General features: G+C 56.4%; 16 protein-coding genes. 9 read left to right on the forward strand and 7 right to left on the reverse strand.

Annotated elements, in window-relative coordinates; genetic code table 11:
- Positions 1-79 precede the first annotated feature (79 nt).
- The 3 genes from tsaD to ACFQ14_RS09125 are packed head-to-tail and all read left to right on the forward strand — an operon-like array spanning position 80 to position 2,589.
- On the forward strand, positions 80-1,147 hold the full coding sequence (gene tsaD, locus ACFQ14_RS09115; protein ID WP_377212423.1) for a tRNA (adenosine(37)-N6)-threonylcarbamoyltransferase complex transferase subunit TsaD: 1,068 nt from the start codon (positions 80-82) through the stop codon (positions 1,145-1,147).
- The gene (locus tag ACFQ14_RS09120) at positions 1,144-2,118 is read left to right on the forward strand and encodes an NAD(P)H-dependent glycerol-3-phosphate dehydrogenase (protein WP_377212424.1); all 975 of its coding nucleotides are present in this window, start codon (positions 1,144-1,146) and stop codon (positions 2,116-2,118) included. The genes tsaD and ACFQ14_RS09120 overlap by 4 nt, the downstream gene beginning before the upstream one ends.
- 33 nt (positions 2,119-2,151) lie before the next feature.
- Positions 2,152-2,589 (forward strand): EVE domain-containing protein, encoded by a 438-nt coding sequence (locus ACFQ14_RS09125; RefSeq protein ID WP_377212425.1) that lies wholly within the window; start codon positions 2,152-2,154, stop codon positions 2,587-2,589.
- Here ACFQ14_RS09125 and ACFQ14_RS09130 read toward each other — a convergent pair.
- Positions 2,586-3,383 carry an ion transporter gene (locus ACFQ14_RS09130; protein ID WP_377212426.1) on the reverse strand — a complete coding sequence of 266 codons (798 nt, stop codon included), beginning with the start codon at positions 3,381-3,383 and terminating at the stop codon, positions 2,586-2,588. The genes ACFQ14_RS09125 and ACFQ14_RS09130 overlap by 4 nt on opposite strands.
- Positions 3,384-3,549: 166 nt before the next feature.
- Here ACFQ14_RS09130 and ACFQ14_RS09135 point away from each other — a divergent pair, with 166 nt between their 5' ends.
- The 4 genes from ACFQ14_RS09135 to ACFQ14_RS09150 all read left to right on the forward strand — a co-directional run bounded on the left by ACFQ14_RS09135 (position 3,550) and on the right by ACFQ14_RS09150 (position 7,158).
- Positions 3,550-5,598 (forward strand): M3 family metallopeptidase, encoded by a 2,049-nt coding sequence (locus ACFQ14_RS09135; protein ID WP_377212427.1) that lies wholly within the window; start codon positions 3,550-3,552, stop codon positions 5,596-5,598.
- Positions 5,599-5,684: 86 nt separating this feature from the next.
- On the forward strand, positions 5,685-6,041 hold the full coding sequence (locus tag ACFQ14_RS09140; RefSeq protein ID WP_377212428.1) for a hypothetical protein: 357 nt from the start codon (positions 5,685-5,687) through the stop codon (positions 6,039-6,041).
- 156 nt (positions 6,042-6,197) lie between these two features.
- Positions 6,198-6,920, forward strand: coding sequence for a L,D-transpeptidase (locus ACFQ14_RS09145; protein ID WP_377212429.1), 723 nt, complete (start codon positions 6,198-6,200; stop codon positions 6,918-6,920).
- 10 nt (positions 6,921-6,930) lie between these two features.
- A complete protein-coding gene (locus ACFQ14_RS09150) occupies positions 6,931-7,158 on the forward strand; it encodes a hypothetical protein (RefSeq protein WP_377212430.1) in 228 nt (75 codons plus the stop codon).
- 2 nt (positions 7,159-7,160) lie between these two features.
- Here ACFQ14_RS09150 and ACFQ14_RS09155 read toward each other — a convergent pair whose 3' ends face one another.
- A complete protein-coding gene (locus tag ACFQ14_RS09155) occupies positions 7,161-7,802 on the reverse strand; it encodes a septation protein A (protein WP_377212431.1) in 642 nt (213 codons plus the stop codon).
- 167 nt (positions 7,803-7,969) lie between these two features.
- On the opposite strand from ACFQ14_RS09155, the gene acnA reads away from it, so the two are divergent.
- Complete coding sequence (acnA, locus tag ACFQ14_RS09160) at positions 7,970-10,720, forward strand: aconitate hydratase AcnA (RefSeq protein ID WP_377212432.1); 2,751 nt, start codon at positions 7,970-7,972, stop codon at positions 10,718-10,720.
- A 107-nt stretch (positions 10,721-10,827) separates the two neighbouring features.
- On the forward strand, positions 10,828-11,649 hold the full coding sequence (locus ACFQ14_RS09165; protein WP_377212433.1) for a DUF1223 domain-containing protein: 822 nt from the start codon (positions 10,828-10,830) through the stop codon (positions 11,647-11,649).
- 4 nt (positions 11,650-11,653) lie between these two features.
- Here ACFQ14_RS09165 and ACFQ14_RS09170 read toward each other — a convergent pair whose 3' ends face one another.
- The 5 genes from ACFQ14_RS09170 to ACFQ14_RS09190 form a co-directional block, all read right to left on the reverse strand.
- Positions 11,654-12,346 (reverse strand): SDR family NAD(P)-dependent oxidoreductase, encoded by a 693-nt coding sequence (locus ACFQ14_RS09170; RefSeq protein ID WP_377212434.1) that lies wholly within the window; start codon positions 12,344-12,346, stop codon positions 11,654-11,656.
- A gap of 90 nt (positions 12,347-12,436) precedes the next feature.
- Positions 12,437-15,913 (reverse strand): pyruvate carboxylase, encoded by a 3,477-nt coding sequence (gene pyc / locus ACFQ14_RS09175; protein WP_377212435.1) that lies wholly within the window; start codon positions 15,911-15,913, stop codon positions 12,437-12,439.
- A gap of 112 nt (positions 15,914-16,025) precedes the next feature.
- Positions 16,026-17,594 carry a trimethylamine methyltransferase family protein gene (locus ACFQ14_RS09180; RefSeq protein ID WP_377212436.1) on the reverse strand — a complete coding sequence of 523 codons (1,569 nt, stop codon included), beginning with the start codon at positions 17,592-17,594 and terminating at the stop codon, positions 16,026-16,028.
- Positions 17,595-17,659: 65 nt separating this feature from the next.
- Entirely contained in the window at positions 17,660-18,493 is an 834-nt protein-coding gene (locus ACFQ14_RS09185; protein ID WP_377212437.1) for an isocitrate lyase/PEP mutase family protein, read from the reverse strand.
- Between the two features lie 18 nt (positions 18,494-18,511).
- Positions 18,512-18,760: a DUF6552 family protein gene (locus ACFQ14_RS09190; protein WP_377212438.1), complete on the reverse strand. Its 249-nt coding sequence runs from the start codon at positions 18,758-18,760 to the stop codon at positions 18,512-18,514.
- Positions 18,761-18,763: the final 3 nt, after the last annotated feature.

Consider the following 18,763-nt stretch of genomic DNA (forward strand, 5'->3'; position numbering starts at 1 on the left):
GTCCAGAAAAGGCGACTTTCCCAGTGTCCAATTTGTCTAACCCAAGCGCAACGATTTCTCCAACCCCCAAGCGAAGCAAATGAGCCTTGTTCTCGGCATTGAAACCTCATGCGACGAAACTGCGGCCAGCGTTGTGCGCAGTGGCAGGCATGGTGACGGACCGGGCGAGATCGTTTCCAACATCGTACGCAGCCAGATCGCGGACCACGCACCATTCGGAGGCGTCGTGCCAGAAATTGCAGCCCGCGCGCATTTGCAAACGCTGGACGGCATCATCGAGCGGGCCATGGCAGAAGCTGAGGCAACGTTCCAAGACCTCGACGCCATCGCCGTCACCTCAGGCCCCGGCCTTGCTGGCGGGCTGATCGTCGGCACTATGACCGCCCGAGCGATTGCAGCGGTCCACAGCAAGCCTCTTTTCACGATCAACCATCTGGAAGGCCACGCTTTGACCGCCCGCCTCACGGATGGTGTCGCCTTCCCCTATCTGCTGCTGCTCGTCTCCGGCGGTCACACACAAATATTGTTAGTGCGCGGTGTGGGCGATTACGAACGCTGGGCAACCACAATCGATGACGCACTGGGCGAGGCTTTCGACAAGACGGCGAAACTGCTCGGCCTTCCCTATCCCGGCGGTCCGCAGGTGGAGAAAGCGGCCCGCAAAGGCGACCCGAAAGCCTTCGATTTTCCACGGCCCTTGGGTGGCCGCGAAACCTTGGACATGTCGTTTTCCGGCCTGAAGACTGCCGTTCGCAAAGCGGCACTGGCTGAGCCAGAGCGGGTCGACGATATCTGCGCCAGCTTCCAAACCGCCGTTGGCGACGTGCTGGCTGACCGTCTTACCCGCGCTTTCGAGCGGTTCAAACAGGAATACTCAAGACCCGCAGCCCTCATCGTTGCAGGCGGCGTGGCTGCGAACGCCTATCTGCGCGCCCGCCTGCAAACCATCACCCAAGGCAAAGACTGGCGCTGGATCGCCCCGCCGCCAAACCTTTGCACCGACAACGCAGCCATGATCGCCTGGGCGGGCGTGGAACGATTGGCCGCCAATTCCATTATCGAAGACGAAGGCATCCGCCCCCGCTGGCCGCTTGATCCGGACGCGGCCCAAAGGCTTGGTTCTGGAAAGAAGGGTGCAAAGGCATGAGCAAGATCGGTGTTGTTGGCGCAGGCGCTTGGGGCACTGCTCTGGCCCATGCTTGGTCACAGGCGGAAAACAGCGTGACACTGCTCGCCCGAACGGAAAAGGCAGCAAAAGTTATCCGCGAAACAGGAATGAATGAGGCCTATCTACCAGGCATCGCCCTGTCGGCATCGTTGCAAACAACCGCCAACCCCAGCGCACTCTCCAGCTGCGATCACATCGCGCTCGTTACTCCGGCACAGACCATTGGTGAAGTCTTTGAAAAGGTATCCCTGCATATCCCGCCCACTTCACAGATCATTTTATGCAGCAAAGGCATCAACAAACAGTCGGCGCTGACCCCATGGGGCATTTTGGGCAAGGTGGTGGATCAAACCCGCCTTGCCGTTCTGTCCGGCCCCAGCTTCGCCAGCGATGTTGCCCGTGAATTGCCCACCGCCATTACCCTTGCAATGGAAAACATTGCTGATGCGGAAAAATTATCAGCCGAGCTCAGCACTCCAACCTTACGGCTTTATGCAAGCGACGATACGATTGGCGTCGAACTGGGCGGTGCCTTGAAAAACGTGATCGCGTTGGCAGTGGGCATGGCACGCGGCTTGAACCTTGGCGCCAGTGCCGAAGCCGCCCTCATCGCCCGAGGTTTTGTTGAGATGCAGGCCACGATTGTGGGCCAAGGCGGTGAAGCACAAACGGTCTCCGGCCTTTCCGGATTGGGTGATCTTGTGCTGACCTGTTCCAGCCCCCAGAGCCGGAACTTTGCTTATGGGCAGGCTTTCGTCACAAGATCGCTTACGGATAACCAGCCACTAGCCGAGGGCGTGCATACGGCGCAGCGAGCGCTTCATTCCGCCAGACAAGCTGGGATGGAAGCGCCGATCATGGAAGCGGTGGTGAAAGTGCTCGACAGCGTCTGGACACCGCAAGAAGCCATGCAAAATCTGCTTGCACGACCGCTCAAACGCGAACATTGATTTTTCTCGACACCAAAACGACAGGAAAAACCCATGCAATATTGGCTCTTCAAATCCGAACCGTTCAAATGGTCTTGGGAGCAGCAAAAGGCCAAAGGCGAGGCTGGTGAGGAATGGGACGGCATCCGCAATTACCAAGCCCGCAACTTCATGCGCCAGATGGAACTGGGCGACCGCGCTTTTTTCTATCATTCCAACGAGGGTCTGGAAGTCGTCGGTATCGCGGAAGTCAGCGCTCTATCAGCGCCCGACTCAACGACAGACGACGAGCGCTGGGATTGCGTCCACATCCGTGCATTGGCCGACATGCCAAGGCCGGTGACACTGAAAGAGGTGAAAGCCAACGAAAAGCTGGCCGATATGTCCCTCGTCACCTCCATGCGCCTTTCGGTTCAGCCGGTGAAAGAGGACGAGTGGATCGAAGTGTGCCGAATGGGCGGGATTGACCCGCACACCTTAAAGCCGGTTTAGGGCTGCCGCTCCAGCGCCGCCCGCATCTTTTCCATCTCGGCGCGCATGGCTTTCATCTCGGCCAGCATCTGCTCCTGATCGGAGTGAAGTTGTCCCCGCTCCTCAGCGGCCAGCTCATCATGCTCCGCCTGCATGGCCGCAACGATGATACCGATAAACAGGTTCAGCACAGTGAAGGTGGTGGACATGATGAACGTGATGAAAAACAACCAGGCCCACGGAAAGACTTCCATCACGGGCCGCACAATACCCATGGACCAACTCTCCAGTGTCATGATCTGGAACAGCGAATAGGCCGACTTTCCAAGCGATCCGAACCATTGCGGAAAGGCTTCCGCAAACAGCCCGGTCGCCATCACCGCAAAGACGTAGAACACCAACGCCATCAGCACGACAATGGAGCCCATTCCGGGGATAGCGGCCACCAGACCAGTCACCACCTTTCGCAGAGAGGGAATGACCGAGAGCAAACGCAAGATGCGCAACACCCGCAAGGCGCGGATGACGGCAAAACCGGAAGAGGCGGGGATGAGCGCGATACCGACCACAATCAAATCGAACACCCGCCACCCATCATGGAAAAAGCGCAGCCGGTGCACGTAAAACCGCAAAAGCAATTCGATGACGAAAATGGCGAGGATAATTTTGTCGAGCGTTAGCAAAAACGGGCCAATAACCGCCATGACGGAAGGAGAAGTTTCCAACCCCAAGACAATGGCGTTCACCACGACCAGCGCGATGACGGTGTATTCAAAACGCTTGCTAGCGATCAGTTCGGCAACCTGCTCGCGCATCGGCATTGCCCTCGGCTTAAAAACGAATATCCGCCATGTAAGCCAAAAACAGCGCCAGTCCAGTAGCAAGGTCCACGCTTCCCGCACTCAGCGACAATCAGCACATTGTTGAAACCCCGTTCGCGCACTAGATGGGAGAGAACGCAAGAAACCGCCGAGGAAAACCATGGCCGACGTCAACCCGCATATCTTCCAGTGGAACGGTCCGCTTGGCTTGCCCGAATTCGACAAAATTGCTTCCACGGATTTCAAAGAGGCTTTCGACCACGCGCTAACGTTGGACCGCGCCCATATTGACGCCATCGCGGACAATGGGGCCGAGCCGACTTTCGAAAACACGATTGAGGCACTGGAGGGCGCGCATGACGCAAATGCAGAAGCCCTTTCACGAGTCGCATCGATTTACTGGAACCTCGTCGGCGCGGACAGCAACGACGATTTGCGCGCCATCGAAGGCGATATCGCCTCAAGACTATCGCGGCACAGTTCAGAAACCGCCACCAACAAAAAACTCTTCTCCCGCATAGACGCCCTTTGGCAAAACCGCGACAGCCTCAGCCTGACCCACGAGCAGGAGCGCGTGCTGGAACGCAAATGGAAAGGCTTCGTCAAAGGCGGGGCAGCCCTTCCCGATGCCGAGCAAAAGACGCTGGCTGACATTAACGCCCGACTGGCCGAACTCGGAGCGAACTTTTCGCAAAATGTGTTGGGCGATGAGAAAGACTGGTTTCTCATTTTGACCGACGAAGCCGAACTAACCGGTCTATCCGAAGGCCTGCGCCAATCCATGAAATCCGCCGCTGAAGAACGCGGTAAGGAGGGATACGCCGTCACGCTTTCGCGCTCCATCATCGAACCGTTCCTCTCATCATCAGACCGCCGCGATCTGCGCGAACAGGCTTATAAAGCCTGGCTCGCGCGTGGTGAAAACGAGGGCGAGCGCGACAATCGGGAAATCATTGCCGAGACGCTGAAACTGCGCCAGCAACGCGCCGAACTGCTGGGCCACGAAAATTTCGCCCGCTTCAAATTGGAAGACCAAATGGCGAAAACGCCCGAAGCTGTGGTGGAATTGCTGGAAACGGTTTGGGACAAAGCAAAAGCAAAAGCGGAAAAAGAAGAAGCCGACCTCGCACAAATGATCGCCCGTACCGGCGCCAACCACGACGTCGCACCATGGGATTGGCGCTATTATTCCGAGAAAGTCCGGGCTGAGAAATTCGATTTCGACGAAGACGCCATCAAGCCCTACCTGTCGCTCGACGCCATGATTGAGGCCGCCTTTGACGTGGCGACAAAACTCTTCGGCATTACGTTCAAAGAGCACAAAGACGCAAATGCCTACCATCCTGACGCGCGCATTTTCGAAGTTCTGAACAAAGACGGCAGCCACCGCGCGACGTTCATAGGCGATTATTTCGCCCGCACCTCGAAACGCTCCGGCGCGTGGATGAGTGCCTTTCAAGGCCAACACAAACTCGGTGAAGGCCAAGCGCCCATCATCATCAATGTGTGCAACTTTGCCAAACCGCCCAAGGGCCAGCCCGCATTGATCTCCATGGAAGACGCCCGCACGCTGTTCCACGAATTTGGCCATGCTCTCCACGGTATTCTGTCGGACGTCACCTATCCATCGGTCGCCGGAACCTCAGTCGCCCGCGATTTCGTGGAACTGCCGAGCCAGCTTTATGAACACTGGCTCACCGTCCCCGCCGTGCTGTCGCAACACGCGCGACACGTCGAGACAGGCGAACCCATGCCACGCGAATTGCTCGACAAGGTTTTGGCCGCACAGACATTCAATGCGGGCTTCGCCGCTGTAGAGTTCACAGCCTCCGCGTTGGTCGACATGGCCTTTCACACAGCCAAGGAAGTGCCGGAAGACGTCATCGCCTTCGAAAAACAGGAACTTGAACGCCTTGGCATGCCCAAGGCGATTTCAATGCGCCACCGCACGCCTCACTTTGCCCATGTCTTTTCCGGCGATGGTTACTCAGCAGGCTATTACAGCTATATGTGGAGCGAAGTTCTGGACGCAGACGCTTTTTCTGCGTTTGAAGAGACCGGCGATGTTTTCGATATTGAAACCGCAAAGCGCCTGCACGACCACATCTATTCGGCAGGCGGCTCCGTAGACCCTGAAGAAACCTACAAAGCGTTTCGCGGCAAAATGCCGACTGCAGATGCCATGATCGAAAAGCGTGGACTGGGGTGAATTGCGCCGCGTCATCACAGATTGATCACGAAACTGTGTTCAACCGTTCTTTTTCCTGAAGCCTTTGGAGCCTATAGCTTCCTCCTATGAAACGGTTTTTGTCATATCTGATGATAGCGTGCTTCGTCGCGGCGGCCTTCACCGCCCGCGCCGACATGGATCATAAGGGGCTGCAGATCGCGTTGCCGTCGACCGCATCGGTTTTGCAAGGAAGCGCCGAGGATGACACGTTTCAGCCCGCAATCGAGGCCAAGAGCGAAAAGAAGCCCTGCAAATGCAAGGGCGACAGCAACGCGCTGGTCTGCGGAATAGCCCTCGATATGGCCTATGAGGCAGGCTACGCGGTGCCACGCTTAGCGAAAGACCGTTTCACGCTGTCGCGCACCGATGGCACATCAAGCCTCATCTACACACTGAAAAGACCACCACGATCCATCGCCTGAGATCTTGTTGAACGCTTTCGCGCGACCAACATTTACCCTCATGAGACAGTTTGATCACCCGCTGCCGACAGGTTCTTCAACCAACGGACGGTCGCTCAATCGGTCCGATTTGCAAAACGATTTCACCGATCAAAGATCGGAATTGGCAAAATGGTCATGGACGACACAAATTTTGAAACCGACGCAGGCAATCCATCGCGGCGCGCCTTTATTCTCACAGCAACCAGTCTGGCAGCGCTAACACTCGCCGGTTGCGCCCGCCGTGCTCCGGACGAGCCACGCAGGCCCCGCCTGCGCAGGCTGCGGCGCCTGCGCGAGCGCATCGCTGCCAGACCCGAACCCAACCTTTATCCAGCTCTGCTGAACGAGCAGTTTCCTATCGACGCAATTCCACCGGGCAAGCTGCCGAAGAAGTTCCACCGTCAGCGTGTGCCGTTCGACACGGCTGAAAAGCCTGGCACAGTCATCGTCGATACCGGCTCATTCTACCTCTACCACGTCGAAGACGGTGGAACTGCTATGCGCTATGGCGTGGGCTTGGGGCGTCAGGGTTTCGAATGGTCAGGACGCGCCCGCATCGCCTGGAAGCGCGCGTGGCCGACATGGACGCCACCGGAAGAGATGATCAAACGCGAGCCAGATCTTGCGAAGTGGTCGGCGGAAAACGGCGGCATGCCCCCCGGTTTGGACAACCCACTCGGCGCCCGTGCGCTGTATATTTTTCAAGACGGCAAAGACACGCTCTACCGTCTCCACGGCACGCCGGAAATTTTCAGCATCGGCAAGGCCGTCTCAAGCGGCTGCGTTCGGTTGGTCAATCACGACATCATCCACCTTTACGACCGGGTACGCCCCGGCTCGGCAATTATTGTGCGATAGGAGAGCGGGAATGGAAAAGATCAAGCAACCTTGCGCCAAACACGTGAGAGATAGCCGGAAACCGCACAACACAATGTCGGACGAACAGCTTGGAAGTGCATGGCTGGGAAAGGCGCGGGCGGCAGAGGATATAACCAACCTGCCGCTGGACGCAGCCGCTCGCCGCATAGGCTTCACACAGGCAGAAATTGACAGCTTAGAGAGACTATACGGACCCCTTCTGAGAGATGGCGGCTGAAATCAGCCGTCGTCTTCAACCGTATGGCGCGAAATCATGGGGATTTGAGTGATAATAAAAGCCATAGAAAGCCCGGTCATGCCCCAAAGCTTAAAGCCAACCCAGAAGCTCTCGCTGGTATTGCGCCAGACAACTTCGTTCACGACCGCCAAAAATAAAAAGAACAGGCCCCAACGCACCGTCAGCTTTCGCCAACCATCATCATCCAACGAAAAGGCCGGCCCCATGACAATTTTGAGCCAGCTTTTCCCCATCAGCCAACCCGTAATCAGCACAGTGCCAAACAGCGTGTTTATGATGGTTGGCTTTAATTTGATGAACAAATCGTCCTGCAAATAAAGTGTGAGACCACCGAATATGGACACGACAACCAGGGTCACGATGGGCATGGCAGGCAAGGTTTTGAACTTCAGCCAAGACATAAAAATCGAAATAGGCGTAGCGATCATCAAAACGATCGTCGCCAAGAATATCGGCTTCGCGAGCGCACCACTCATGCCGATGGCGTCAATGATCGACTGACCAAAGTAATAGCTCAGCGCGAACAAGGCGACCGGACCCAGCTCCAGCAGCATCTTCGTACCCGCATTTTCATCCTTCTTGTTTGTCGGCGAAGGAACACGGTTTTCGGTTTTTGGGGTCATTTGATCCATCGGTTTGATATGATGCACCCATCACCAAAGCGCAAGTCGCCGACCCGTGCCGAGTATGAGTCCAAGGTTCACCTTGCGGCACTATGGATTCCGCCGCGACACCGCCTTATAAGAGCGCTAACTTCGCAAGCCATGACCGCGATCAGGAGCCCGCTTTTATGTCACTCGACTCTTTCAGCTGCAAAAAAACCCTTTCCGTAAACGGCAAGGATTATGCCTATTTTAGCCTCGCTGAGGCAGAACGAAACGGCCTGATGGGCATTTCCAAATTGCCTTTCTCGCTGAAAGTGCTGCTGGAAAATCTTCTCCGTTTTGAAGACGGCCGTTCCGTCACCGCAGACGATATCCGCGACTTTGCCCAATGGCTTGATCACAAAGGCGCAACCGGCAAGGAAATCGCCTACCGCCCTGCCCGCGTGCTAATGCAGGACTTCACCGGTGTTCCCGCCGTTGTGGACCTCGCGGCCATGCGCGATGCGACACAAAATTTGGGCGGAAAGACATCCGCCATCAACCCGCAGGTGCCTGTCGATCTGGTCATCGACCATTCCGTTATGGTGGATAATTTTGGAGGCGCAGGCGCGTTCAAGGCAAACGTCGAGCGCGAATATGAGCGCAACGGCGAGCGCTACACTTTCTTGAAATGGGGCCAACAGGCATTTGAGAATTTCCGTGTCGTTCCTCCCGGCACCGGCATCTGTCATCAGGTGAATCTTGAGTATCTGGCACAAACCGTCTGGACCAAAGAGGTTGATGGCGAAACCATCGCTTACCCGGACACGCTGGTCGGCACCGACTCCCACACCACGATGGTCAACGGCATGGCCGTTCTCGGCTGGGGTGTTGGTGGCATCGAGGCAGAGGCTGCTATGCTTGGCCAGCCAGTCACGATGCTCATACCCGAAGTCATCGGCTTCCGCCTGCATGGCGAATTGTCGGAAGGCATCACAGCAACAGACCTTGTTCTCGTGATCGTTCAAATGCTGCGCGAGAAAGGCGTGGTGGGTAAGTTTGTCGAATTCTACGGCCCTGGCCTCGATAACCTTTCGCTCGAAGACCAAGCGACCATCGCAAACATGGCGCCTGAATACGGCGCAACGTGTGGCTTCTTCCCGGTCGACAGCGAAACGCTGAACTACCTGAAATCCACAGGCCGCGACGAAGACCGCGTGGCGCTCGTTGAAGCCTATTCGAAAGAACAAGGCATGTGGCGCACCGGCGACGCACCTGTCTTCACCGATACGCTTGAACTCGATCTCTCAACCGTTGTTCCCTCAATCTCCGGCCCAAAGCGCCCGCAAGACCGCGTGGCGCTGGACGTTGCAGACACAGAATTCGCCAAGGCTCTCGAAACACTGAAAGGCGGCCCGGTCATTGCGCCAGCAGCCGACGAAGCCGTCATGCGCTTCATGGGCGAAGGCGAAGCGCAACTGAACCCGGAGCCTATGCCCAAGAATACGATGGGTTATCCCGTCAAAAACACGAACTACAATCTTGGTGACGGTGACATCGTTGTGGCCGCCATCACATCGTGCACAAACACATCAAACCCATCGGTGCTGATCGCTGCTGGCCTCGTTGCACGCAATGCCCGCGCCAAGGGTTTGAACGTGAAACCTTGGGTGAAAACATCGCTCGCACCGGGTTCACAGGTCGTGACCGACTATCTCGATAAAGCAAACCTGTCCGCTGACCTTGATGCGCTGGGCTTCAACCTCGTTGGTTACGGCTGCACAACCTGCATCGGTAATTCAGGTCCACTGGCAGAAGAAATCTCCGAGGCTATCCATGAAAACGATCTGGTTGCTTGCTCGGTTCTGTCCGGCAACCGCAACTTCGAAGGCCGTATTTCGCCGGACGTTCGTGCCAACTATCTTGCTTCACCACCATTGGTGGTCGCGTACGCAATTGCTGGCACGATGCACCACAACATCGTCACTCAGCCACTCGGCCAAGACCAAGACGGAAACGATGTTTACCTGAAAGACCTTTGGCCAACGACCGAAGAAATCTCGGCCATCATGCGCGAAACGGTGACAGAAGAAATGTTCCGCACCCGCTATGGCGACGTTTTCAAGGGCGATGCCGCATGGCAGGGAATTCAGGTTGGCGAGGGCCAGACATACAGCTGGGATTCGACATCAACTTACGTCCAGAACCCTCCGTATTTCGACGGCATGACGATGCAGCCGGAGCCTGTGCAAGACATTGAAGGCGCGCGCCTGCTGTCGTTGTTTGCCGACTCCATCACCACCGACCACATCTCACCAGCCGGTGCTATCAAGGGCGACAGCCCCGCCGGCGCCTATCTCGTGGAACATCAGGTTCGCCCGATCGAGTTCAACTCCTACGGCTCACGTCGCGGCAACCACGAAGTCATGATGCGCGGCACGTTCGCCAACATCCGCATCAAGAACCAGATGCTGGATGGCGTCGAAGGAGGCTATTCCAAGCACTACCCATCCGGCGAACAAGGCGCGATGTATGACGTCGCTATGCGCTATGCCGACGAAGGCGTGCCGCTGGTCGTTATGGCAGGCAAGGAATACGGCACCGGCTCGTCGCGCGATTGGGCGGCAAAGGGCACCCGTCTTCTCGGTGTGCGTGCGGTCATCGCGGAAAGTTTCGAGCGCATCCACCGTTCCAACCTTGTCGGCATGGGCGTTCTGCCCGCCGTGTTTACCGATGGTGACAATTGGACGTCACTCGGCATGAAGGGCGATGAGAAAGTCACCATCCGTGGTCTCGACAACCTTACACCCCGTCAGGAACTTGAAGCACATATCGAATATTCTGACGGCACAACGAAAACCATCACAGTGCTGTCTCGTATCGATACAGAAGACGAATTGGACTATTTCCGCAGCGGCGGCATTCTCCATTACGTGCTGCGCAACTTGAACAGCTAGGTCTCGAAATTTAGTAATCCCCTTGGCCGATTTCTTCGACCAAGGGGATTTCTTTTTGACCAAAATCGACCAGACATCACGCCGCGCCACGCTATTGTGAATTGCATGTGACCCACACCTTCGGCACTTTATGGGCGACACAAAATCTGGGTTCCCTGATGTTCAATTTCCTCGCTCGCCATTGCTTCGCGCTTACATTGCTGGGCGGACTGACCGCTTTGGGTCTATCTGCACCATCTGTGCAGGCAGCGGAGCAGAAAATTGCAGTCGTTGAGTTGTTCACCTCGCAGGGCTGTTCTTCATGCCCACCTGCGGACAAAATTCTGGCACAGTACGCCAAGACCGAGGGCGTGCTCGCCCTTTCTTGGCACGTGGATTATTGGAACTACCTTGGCTGGCAGGACACATTCTCAAAAGCTGAGTTCTCCCAACGTCAGCGCCTCTACGCACAATCCTTCAAACGACGCGGCGTATATACGCCACAAGCCGTGGTCAACGGTCGCGATCATGCTGTTGGATCTCGCAAAGAAGATGTTGATGGCCTGATCAAGACCCATGCAGCTTCCGGCAAAGGTCTTAGTGTGACCTTAAAGGTGAATAAGACGAACGACACAATTCGCTTCACCAGCTCTGCAATTGCCAGTGATAAGAAGGTGACCTTGTCAGTCATCTATTTCGACAAGCAGCAGCAGGTTAAAATCAAACGCGGCGAGAACCGGGGCGAAACGATCACATATCATAATGTCGTACGCGATGTTTTCATGCTCGGCATGGCCGAACAGGGAGTGGTGGATGTAACACTCCCAAAGGACGCCCTGCGCATGAAGGGGCACGATGCCTGCGCGCTGATTTTGCAGGTTTTTGACAAAGATGGCGTGCCGGGCGAAATATTAGGCGCAAGTGTCATCGATGGATTGCGCGGAAGCTAACGCATCAGGCCGGCACTTCCTGCCCGTCCCACGCAAACACTTTGCCGGTGGCTGAAGCCCCCACACCATCAATTACATCCAGCATCTTCTCGGCTGCGAAGTCCGCAGTGAAAAGCTTACCTTCTGCAACATTGCTTTGAAAAGGCTTCGACAGATCGGTGTCCACCGTTCCAGGGTGCAGGCCGATAACTGCACTCTCTTTCCAACGCCGCCCATGCTCGATGCTGGCGGTCCGGATCATCTGGTTAAGCGCAGCTTTCGCAGAACGATAGCCATACCAACCACCGATGTGATTGTCTGAAATTGAGCCAACACGGGCAGACAAAGCAGCGAACACCGATTTGTCATCACGGGGCATCAGCGGCAGAAAGTGCTTCATCACCAGTGCCGGGCCAATCGTATTTACGAGATAAGTCTGCGCGAGATTATCGGCTTCCAGATACCGCATCGCCTTCTCTGGCCCAAAATCCGGCGTATGCAACAGGCCGGTTGCCACAATGATCAAATCCACACCCGCGCCGATCTTCTCAGCCGCAGCACAAATGCTGCCTTCATCGCCATAATCGAGCGAACCGGCAGATCGTGACAGGGGAATAATCTGTGCTTGCCCATAGCGGCTCTGGGCAGCTTCAACAAAGGCAGAACCTATGCCGCCGGACGCACCAACGATGACGACTTTGGATGGAGACCACGTCATTAAACAGGACTTTCATGGATGGCAGATTAGCGCCCAAAGTGCAGCAAGCCAAAGAGGCGAACAATCATGCGTCTTGCCGCATGGCTTGGATCAAGTTTCCATCCGCACCAGCAAGTCCTTAGCGTCAATCTGATCACCCGGCTTCACGTAGACCTCGGCAACAACGCCGTCAGCATCAGCATGGAGGGCCGTTTCCATCTTCATAGCCTCAATGGACAAAATCACATCCCCCGCCTTCACTTCCTGGCCTTCGGCAACGGTCAACGCAGAAATAACGCCCGGCATTGGCGCACCGACATGGGCATCATTGCCCTCGTCAGCCTTGGGTCGCGAAACAGCCGCTTCGCTGCCGTGCAGACGGTCCGGCACCCGAGCGCGGCGCGGTTGGCCGTTGAGTTCGAAGAACACCGTCTTCATGCCTTGGTCGTCCATATCGGAAATCGCCAGACAATGGATAATCAACACCTTGCCCTGATCAATCTCCACACGTGCCTCGTCGCCCGGCTTCATTCCGTAGAAATAGATCGGAGTGGGGAGGGCAGACATCGGCCCGTAGGCCCGCTGAGCCAGCGCATAGTCGGTAAAGACCTTCGGATACATCAGGTAAGACGCAAAATCCGTGTCGCTTGGCTTGCGGCCAATCTTTGTTTCACATTCGGCACGCAAAGCATCAAGATCAGCAGGCGGCAAAAGCGCGCCCACGCGGTCCGTCAACGGCTTTTCGCCCTTTAACACCTTCGCTTGCAGGGCGTCAGGCCAACCTTGAACGGGGAAACCAAGATCGCCACGCATCATGGAAACAACAGATTCAGGAAACGCCACGTCTTTGTTGGGGTCTTCGACATCCGCGCGGGTCAGCCCTTGGCTCACCATCATCAACGCCATGTCGCCAACAACCTTGGAAGATGGCGTGACCTTCACGATGTCCCCGAACATGTCGTTGACTTCAGCATAGGCCTTGGCGACTTCGTGCCAGCGCGTATCGAGACCAAGCGAGCGGGCTTGCTCTTTCAAGTTGGTGTACTGGCCACCGGGCATTTCGTGCAGATAGACCTCGGAGGCGGGCGATTTCACATCGCTCTCAAAAGCCGCGTATTGCGCACGCACCTGCTCCCAATACAGCGAAATCTGACGGATTGCATCGCTATCCAAACCAGGGTCGCGGTCAGAGCCGCGCAGAGCCTCAACTATAGAACCAAGGCAAGGCTGCGACGTACCACCGGAAAGCGCATCCATCGCTGCATCGACTGCATCCACGCCACTTTCGACCGCGGCCAAAACGGTGGCGGCAGAAATTCCAGACGTATCATGGGTGTGGAAATGGATTGGCAGGTCCGTTACATCACGAAGCGCAGGGAACAGAACGCGCGCTGCGGCTGGCTTCAGCAGGCCGGCCATGTCTTTGATCGCAATGATATGCGCGCCGGCCTCGTCCAATTCCTTGGCCATATCGGTGTAATATTTCAGATCATATTGGCTGCGGTTTGTATCCAGCAGATCGCCCGTATAGCAGATCGTGGCTTCCAACAGCTTGTCCGTCTCCAGCACCGCATCCATGCACACCCGCATGTTGTCGACCCAGTTCAGCGAGTCGAAGACGCGGAAAATATCTACACCGCCCTTCGCCGCTTCCTTCACCCAATGCTGCACCACGTTGTCCGGGTAGCCAGTATAACCAACGCCGTTGGAGCCGCGCACCAACGCTTGCAACAGCAGGTTTGGTGCCGCTTCGCGGATCTTCGCAAGCCGCTCCCATGGGTCTTCGGTCAAGAACCGCATTGCCACATCAAAGGTCGCACCGCCCCAACATTCCAACGACAAAAGTTGAGGCAGAGCTTTGGAATACGCCCCCGCTACCGCCACCAGGTCGGCCGTGCGCATGCGCGTCGCCAAAAGGCTCTGATGTCCATCGCGCATTGTGGTGTCGGTCATCAAGACCTGTTTTTGATCGCGCATCCATTTGGAAAACGACGCCGGTCCATCCCGCTCCAACCGCTGGCGTGTGCCATCAATAGTCTCGCCATCAAACCAAGGTACACGCGGCGCCTCCAGTCCTGGCAGTGGCTTGGCGCGGTCTCGCGCTTCAGGGTGACCGTTGACTGACACATCACCGATGTAGCTCAGAAGACGCGTTGCACGGTCACGCCGCTTAACCTCGTGGAAAAGCTCTGGCGTCGTATCAATGAACTTGGTTGTATAAGTGTTATCGAGAAATTTCGGATGCGTGATGATGTTCTCTAGAAACGTCAGGTTGGTCGCCACCCCGCGAATACGAAACTCACGTAACGCACGGTGCATGCGGGCAATCGTCTCCTGATACGTCGGTGCCCATGCCGTGACTTTTTCCAGCAACGGATCATAAAAGCGCGTAATCACCGCACCCGAATAAGCCGTGCCGCCATCGAGGCGGATGCCAAAACCTGTGGCAGCGCGATAAGCGGTGATACGACCATAGTCGGGAATGAAGTTCTGTTCAGGGTCTTCCGTCGTCACGCGGCACTGCAGCGCGTGGCCATTCAACCAGATCTTGTCCTGTGGCGGCACTCCCGATTCTGGCGTGCCGATCTTGTGACCGTCCACCAGATGAATCTGCGCCTTGATGATATCAATGCCTGTCACTTCTTCGGTGACAGTGTGTTCCACCTGAACGCGGGGGTTCACCTCGATGAAGTAAAAGGCGCCGGTATCGGCATCCATCAGGAATTCAACCGTGCCCGCACCGAGATAGTTGGTGTGATTGGCAATCGCCAGCGCATAGCCACAAAGCTCTTGGCGCTGCTCGTCGTTCAGGTAGGGCGCCGGTGCCCGCTCAACAACTTTTTGGTTGCGACGCTGCACGGAACAATCGCGTTCGAACAAATGCACCGCGCCGCCCTGCCCGTCGCCCAAAATTTGCACTTCCACGTGCCGCGCCCGTTCGACCAGTTTCTCCAGATAAATTTCATCTTTGCCAAACGCTGCCCGCGCCTCACGCTGCGCTTCCAGCGCCTCGCCTTCCAGATCATCGGCGGACCGGATTGTGCGCATGCCACGACCGCCACCGCCCCACGAGGCTTTCAGCATGATCGGATAGCCGATTTCGTCAGCCATCTTCTTGATGGCATCCATGCCTCCACTGGCCTCAATGTTCGGCAAGGGCTTGGTTGCCGGAACAACAGGAACACCAGCTTCAATCGCCAGATTGCGCGCCGCAACCTTGTTGCCCAGCGACCGCATCGTCTCAGCGCGCGGGCCGATAAAAGTTATGCCAGCCTCGTTACAGGCATCGACGAATTCAGGGCTTTCTGAAAGCAGGCCATAACCGGGGTGGATTGCATCCGCGCCCGACAGTTTAGCAACGCGGATTACTTCTTCGATGGAAAGGTAGCTTTCAATCGGCCCCATCGGTTTTGCCAAATGCGGGCCAGTGCCAATTTGATAGGCCTCATCCGCTTTGAACCGATGCAGCGCCAGCTTGTCTTCCTCCGCCCATATGGCGACGGTTTTCAGCCCCAATTCATTGGCGGCGCGAAAGACGCGAATGGCGATTTCCGAACGGTTGGCGACGAGAATTTTGGAAATTGCCATGGGTGATATCTACTGAACAAAAGGAGCCTGCAGCCTTTATAGAAACTACCAAGCGGCAGGGGAAGCCGTTGGACAGTTGGCAATTAGTCGATTGTTCTCCAGCGGCGGCTCGCTATCGCCCCATATGCTCGCGCGCCAAATGGATGACGAATTCCTCACGCAGGGCAGCGTCCGTCTCTTCGTCCACATGGTCCGGAAAGAACTCAGCCAGCACCTTCTTCTTTCGCTCTATCGCCATTTGCACGATATCCGGCTTGCCAAGCTCCACCCATTCCTTGGGCGAAAAGCGGTTGGCGAGATCAGGATACAGATATTCCCGTTGCATAAGTTCAAGCGTTTGCCCGTGGCCGAGATAGTGACCCGGCCCATCGACGCAAACGTCGCGCATTGCTTCGATGGAAAGCGTCTGATCGTTTACCTCAATGCCGCGAACGCATCGCTGGGCTTGGCCCAAGGCATCGTTGTCAAGAAACAGGCTTTCCAAACAAAAACCCATCAGCGAGCCGTGCATTCCTGCTGCTTCATAGACGAGATTGGTGCCTGCCATTCCAGCGAGAACGTAGGCAATGCCTTTCTCCCATCCAGCTTGGATATCCGGCATTTTAGCGTCGCACATTCCGGCAGCTGAACCGCCTGGCAGATTGTAGAAATTCGCCATCTGCCCACAAGCTGCAGTAAGCAAGGCCTGTTCACCAGATCCGCCAGACATAGCGCCCGTGCGCAAATCGGAAACGAACGGCCACGTGCCGAAGATCGCCGGATGACCGGGTGCCAGCGCATTGACATAGACCAAACCGGCCAGCACCTCCGCAACTGCCTGCACAACAGCACCAGCAATTGCGGCGGGAGCGGTCGCGCCGGCTTGGCCAGCGGACAGCAGCAAAACCGGCATCCCGCCTTTCACGCATTCTTCCAGCACATCGCAGGCATCGGCTGCAAAACGCAAAGGTGGTACAACGAAACAATTTGAATTGGAAACAAAGGGTCGCGCACGAAACGCTTCTTCGCCACCTGCCACTCTGTACATCATCTGCAAAGCATCCGGCACATAATCTGCCAGCGTGAATGACGTGCCGATATGCTTCGTCGTGCCGGAAAGGCAAGCGAAGAGCGTGTTGAGGTCCATCTCTTTGGGGTCTACCACATCCCGCGCCACCATCGGCCGCTGGAAGAAATGGATATTGTCCAACCCCTCCACAATCCGCGCAGCATCGTAAATATCGCGCAAATAGCTCTCGCGGTATTCGTTCTTCTCCACGTCCACCACATGAACAGCAGCGCCCGCAGTGCCAAAATGAACCTTGGAACCCTGCGGGTGCATGTCGTGTTTTGGGTCGCGCCCGTGCAGGGCAAAGTCCCGGTTGGCAGAAGCGACAACACCCATCACCACATCACGGGGAAAGCGGAGCCGCCCATCTTCGCCATAGATTGCGCCCAGGCTTTCGCAGGCTTCGATGCAGGTGGGTGTCGCCTGCGACAGGCCGATATTCTCCAGCACGTCGAGCACAGCTCCGTGGACCTTCTCCACATCCGCTTCCGACAGCGGCTTGTAGGTCGTGCCTTCAAGACCAGCTCGAATGGGCCTTACATCATCAGCAAGGGGGGCAGCCCGCAAATTGCGGCGCGCGTTGCGACCGCCCGAACGTGCGACACGAACCGGCGCTTCTTCTGTGATCGACATGTGCAACCTCCCTTGCAAAAATATCCCACAAAAAAGGGCGCCCACAGGGCGCCCTCAACAAATCTCTATGCGCTGCCTTTCGCCAGCAACGCATCCACTTGAGTTCCGCTCATTCCTAAAGCCAGAGCCGAGAAATCACCGTTTTCGATCATCGCTTTGCCAATGTCGTGGACGATCTTGTGCGTCACACGCGAAAGCGCCGATCCAACCGATATTCGCGCCGCCCCCGCCTTGGCGAAATCAACCTTCGAGTATTTCACGAATGGCCCAGCGCACAGTGCGTTCACAGGCACGCCGACCGATGCACAAATCAGCTTCAAGTCTTCCATCGACGCGGGCATGGGAATGTAAACGCAATGCGCGCCCACCTCCTCATAGGCCTGAATGCGGCGGATCGCTTCGTCGAGATCGTAAGAGCCGATCATCACCCCATCGGCACGGGCACAAACGGTGAATTCGAACGGCAACGCTTCCGCCGCCTCTACCGCGGCTTCCATGCGAGCAACGGCGATATCGAAATCGTAGGAAGGTTTGGCAGTCTCCATCGTCGTGTCTTCCAGCGTGCACCCGACAAGACCAACTTCCGCCGCCAGTTCGATCATCTCGGCCACGCCAGCCGGGTCATCCGCATACCCGTTCTCCAGATCAGCAGACACGGGCAGCGACACCGCACGGCAAACATCTTCGCAATGATCCAACATCTGATCGCGCGTCACCTTGCAGCCGTCCGGCTCGCCCACGGTGAACGCGAAACCAGCCGAGGTCGTCGCAATCGCATCTGCGCCCAATGCTGCCAGCATCTTGGCCGAGCCTACATCGTAAGCGTTCGGCAGCACGAACGGATCGCCCGGCGTATGCATCTCACGAAAGTCTCGCGCTTTTTCAGCTTGATCGGTCATATTCGTCTTTTCCAACTCTTAGGAGTTCAAGTAGCCAGCCACGAGCGCAACAAATGCGCCAACATGAACCACCATGATCGCCTTGTCTTTCCACATCCAACCAACGCTAAACCAAAGCACAATACCAACCACAAATGCATACACATTCCACGGCGTGACATTCATTCCAGTCAGACCATAACCGATCAATTGGATGATGGTCGCGGTCCATTTAACAACATCGACACGCTGAAAACCCGGCGCGTGCGGAGCAGGATTATCGGTCATATT

Source organism: Pseudahrensia aquimaris, from assembly GCF_042676045.1.
GTDB classification, from domain to species: domain Bacteria; phylum Pseudomonadota; class Alphaproteobacteria; order Rhizobiales; family Rhizobiaceae; genus Pseudahrensia; species Pseudahrensia aquimaris.

Coding starts and splice junctions, on each gene's coding strand:
- tsaD (WP_377212423.1), top strand. CDS start 80: ATGAGCCTTGTTCTCGGCATTGAAACCTCATGCGACGAAACTGCGGCC.
- ACFQ14_RS09120 (WP_377212424.1), top strand. CDS start 1,144: ATGAGCAAGATCGGTGTTGTTGGCGCAGGCGCTTGGGGCACTGCTCTG.
- ACFQ14_RS09125 (WP_377212425.1), top strand. CDS start 2,152: ATGCAATATTGGCTCTTCAAATCCGAACCGTTCAAATGGTCTTGGGAG.
- ACFQ14_RS09130 (WP_377212426.1), bottom strand. CDS start 3,383: ATGCGCGAGCAGGTTGCCGAACTGATCGCTAGCAAGCGTTTTGAATAC.
- ACFQ14_RS09135 (WP_377212427.1), top strand. CDS start 3,550: ATGGCCGACGTCAACCCGCATATCTTCCAGTGGAACGGTCCGCTTGGC.
- ACFQ14_RS09140 (WP_377212428.1), top strand. CDS start 5,685: ATGAAACGGTTTTTGTCATATCTGATGATAGCGTGCTTCGTCGCGGCG.
- ACFQ14_RS09145 (WP_377212429.1), top strand. CDS start 6,198: ATGGACGACACAAATTTTGAAACCGACGCAGGCAATCCATCGCGGCGC.
- ACFQ14_RS09150 (WP_377212430.1), top strand. CDS start 6,931: ATGGAAAAGATCAAGCAACCTTGCGCCAAACACGTGAGAGATAGCCGG.
- ACFQ14_RS09155 (WP_377212431.1), bottom strand. CDS start 7,802: ATGACCCCAAAAACCGAAAACCGTGTTCCTTCGCCGACAAACAAGAAG.
- acnA (WP_377212432.1), top strand. CDS start 7,970: ATGTCACTCGACTCTTTCAGCTGCAAAAAAACCCTTTCCGTAAACGGC.
- ACFQ14_RS09170 (WP_377212434.1), bottom strand. CDS start 12,346: ATGACGTGGTCTCCATCCAAAGTCGTCATCGTTGGTGCGTCCGGCGGC.
- pyc (WP_377212435.1), bottom strand. CDS start 15,913: ATGGCAATTTCCAAAATTCTCGTCGCCAACCGTTCGGAAATCGCCATT.
- ACFQ14_RS09180 (WP_377212436.1), bottom strand. CDS start 17,594: ATGTCGATCACAGAAGAAGCGCCGGTTCGTGTCGCACGTTCGGGCGGT.
- ACFQ14_RS09185 (WP_377212437.1), bottom strand. CDS start 18,493: ATGACCGATCAAGCTGAAAAAGCGCGAGACTTTCGTGAGATGCATACG.
- ACFQ14_RS09190 (WP_377212438.1), bottom strand. CDS start 18,760: ATGACCGATAATCCTGCTCCGCACGCGCCGGGTTTTCAGCGTGTCGAT.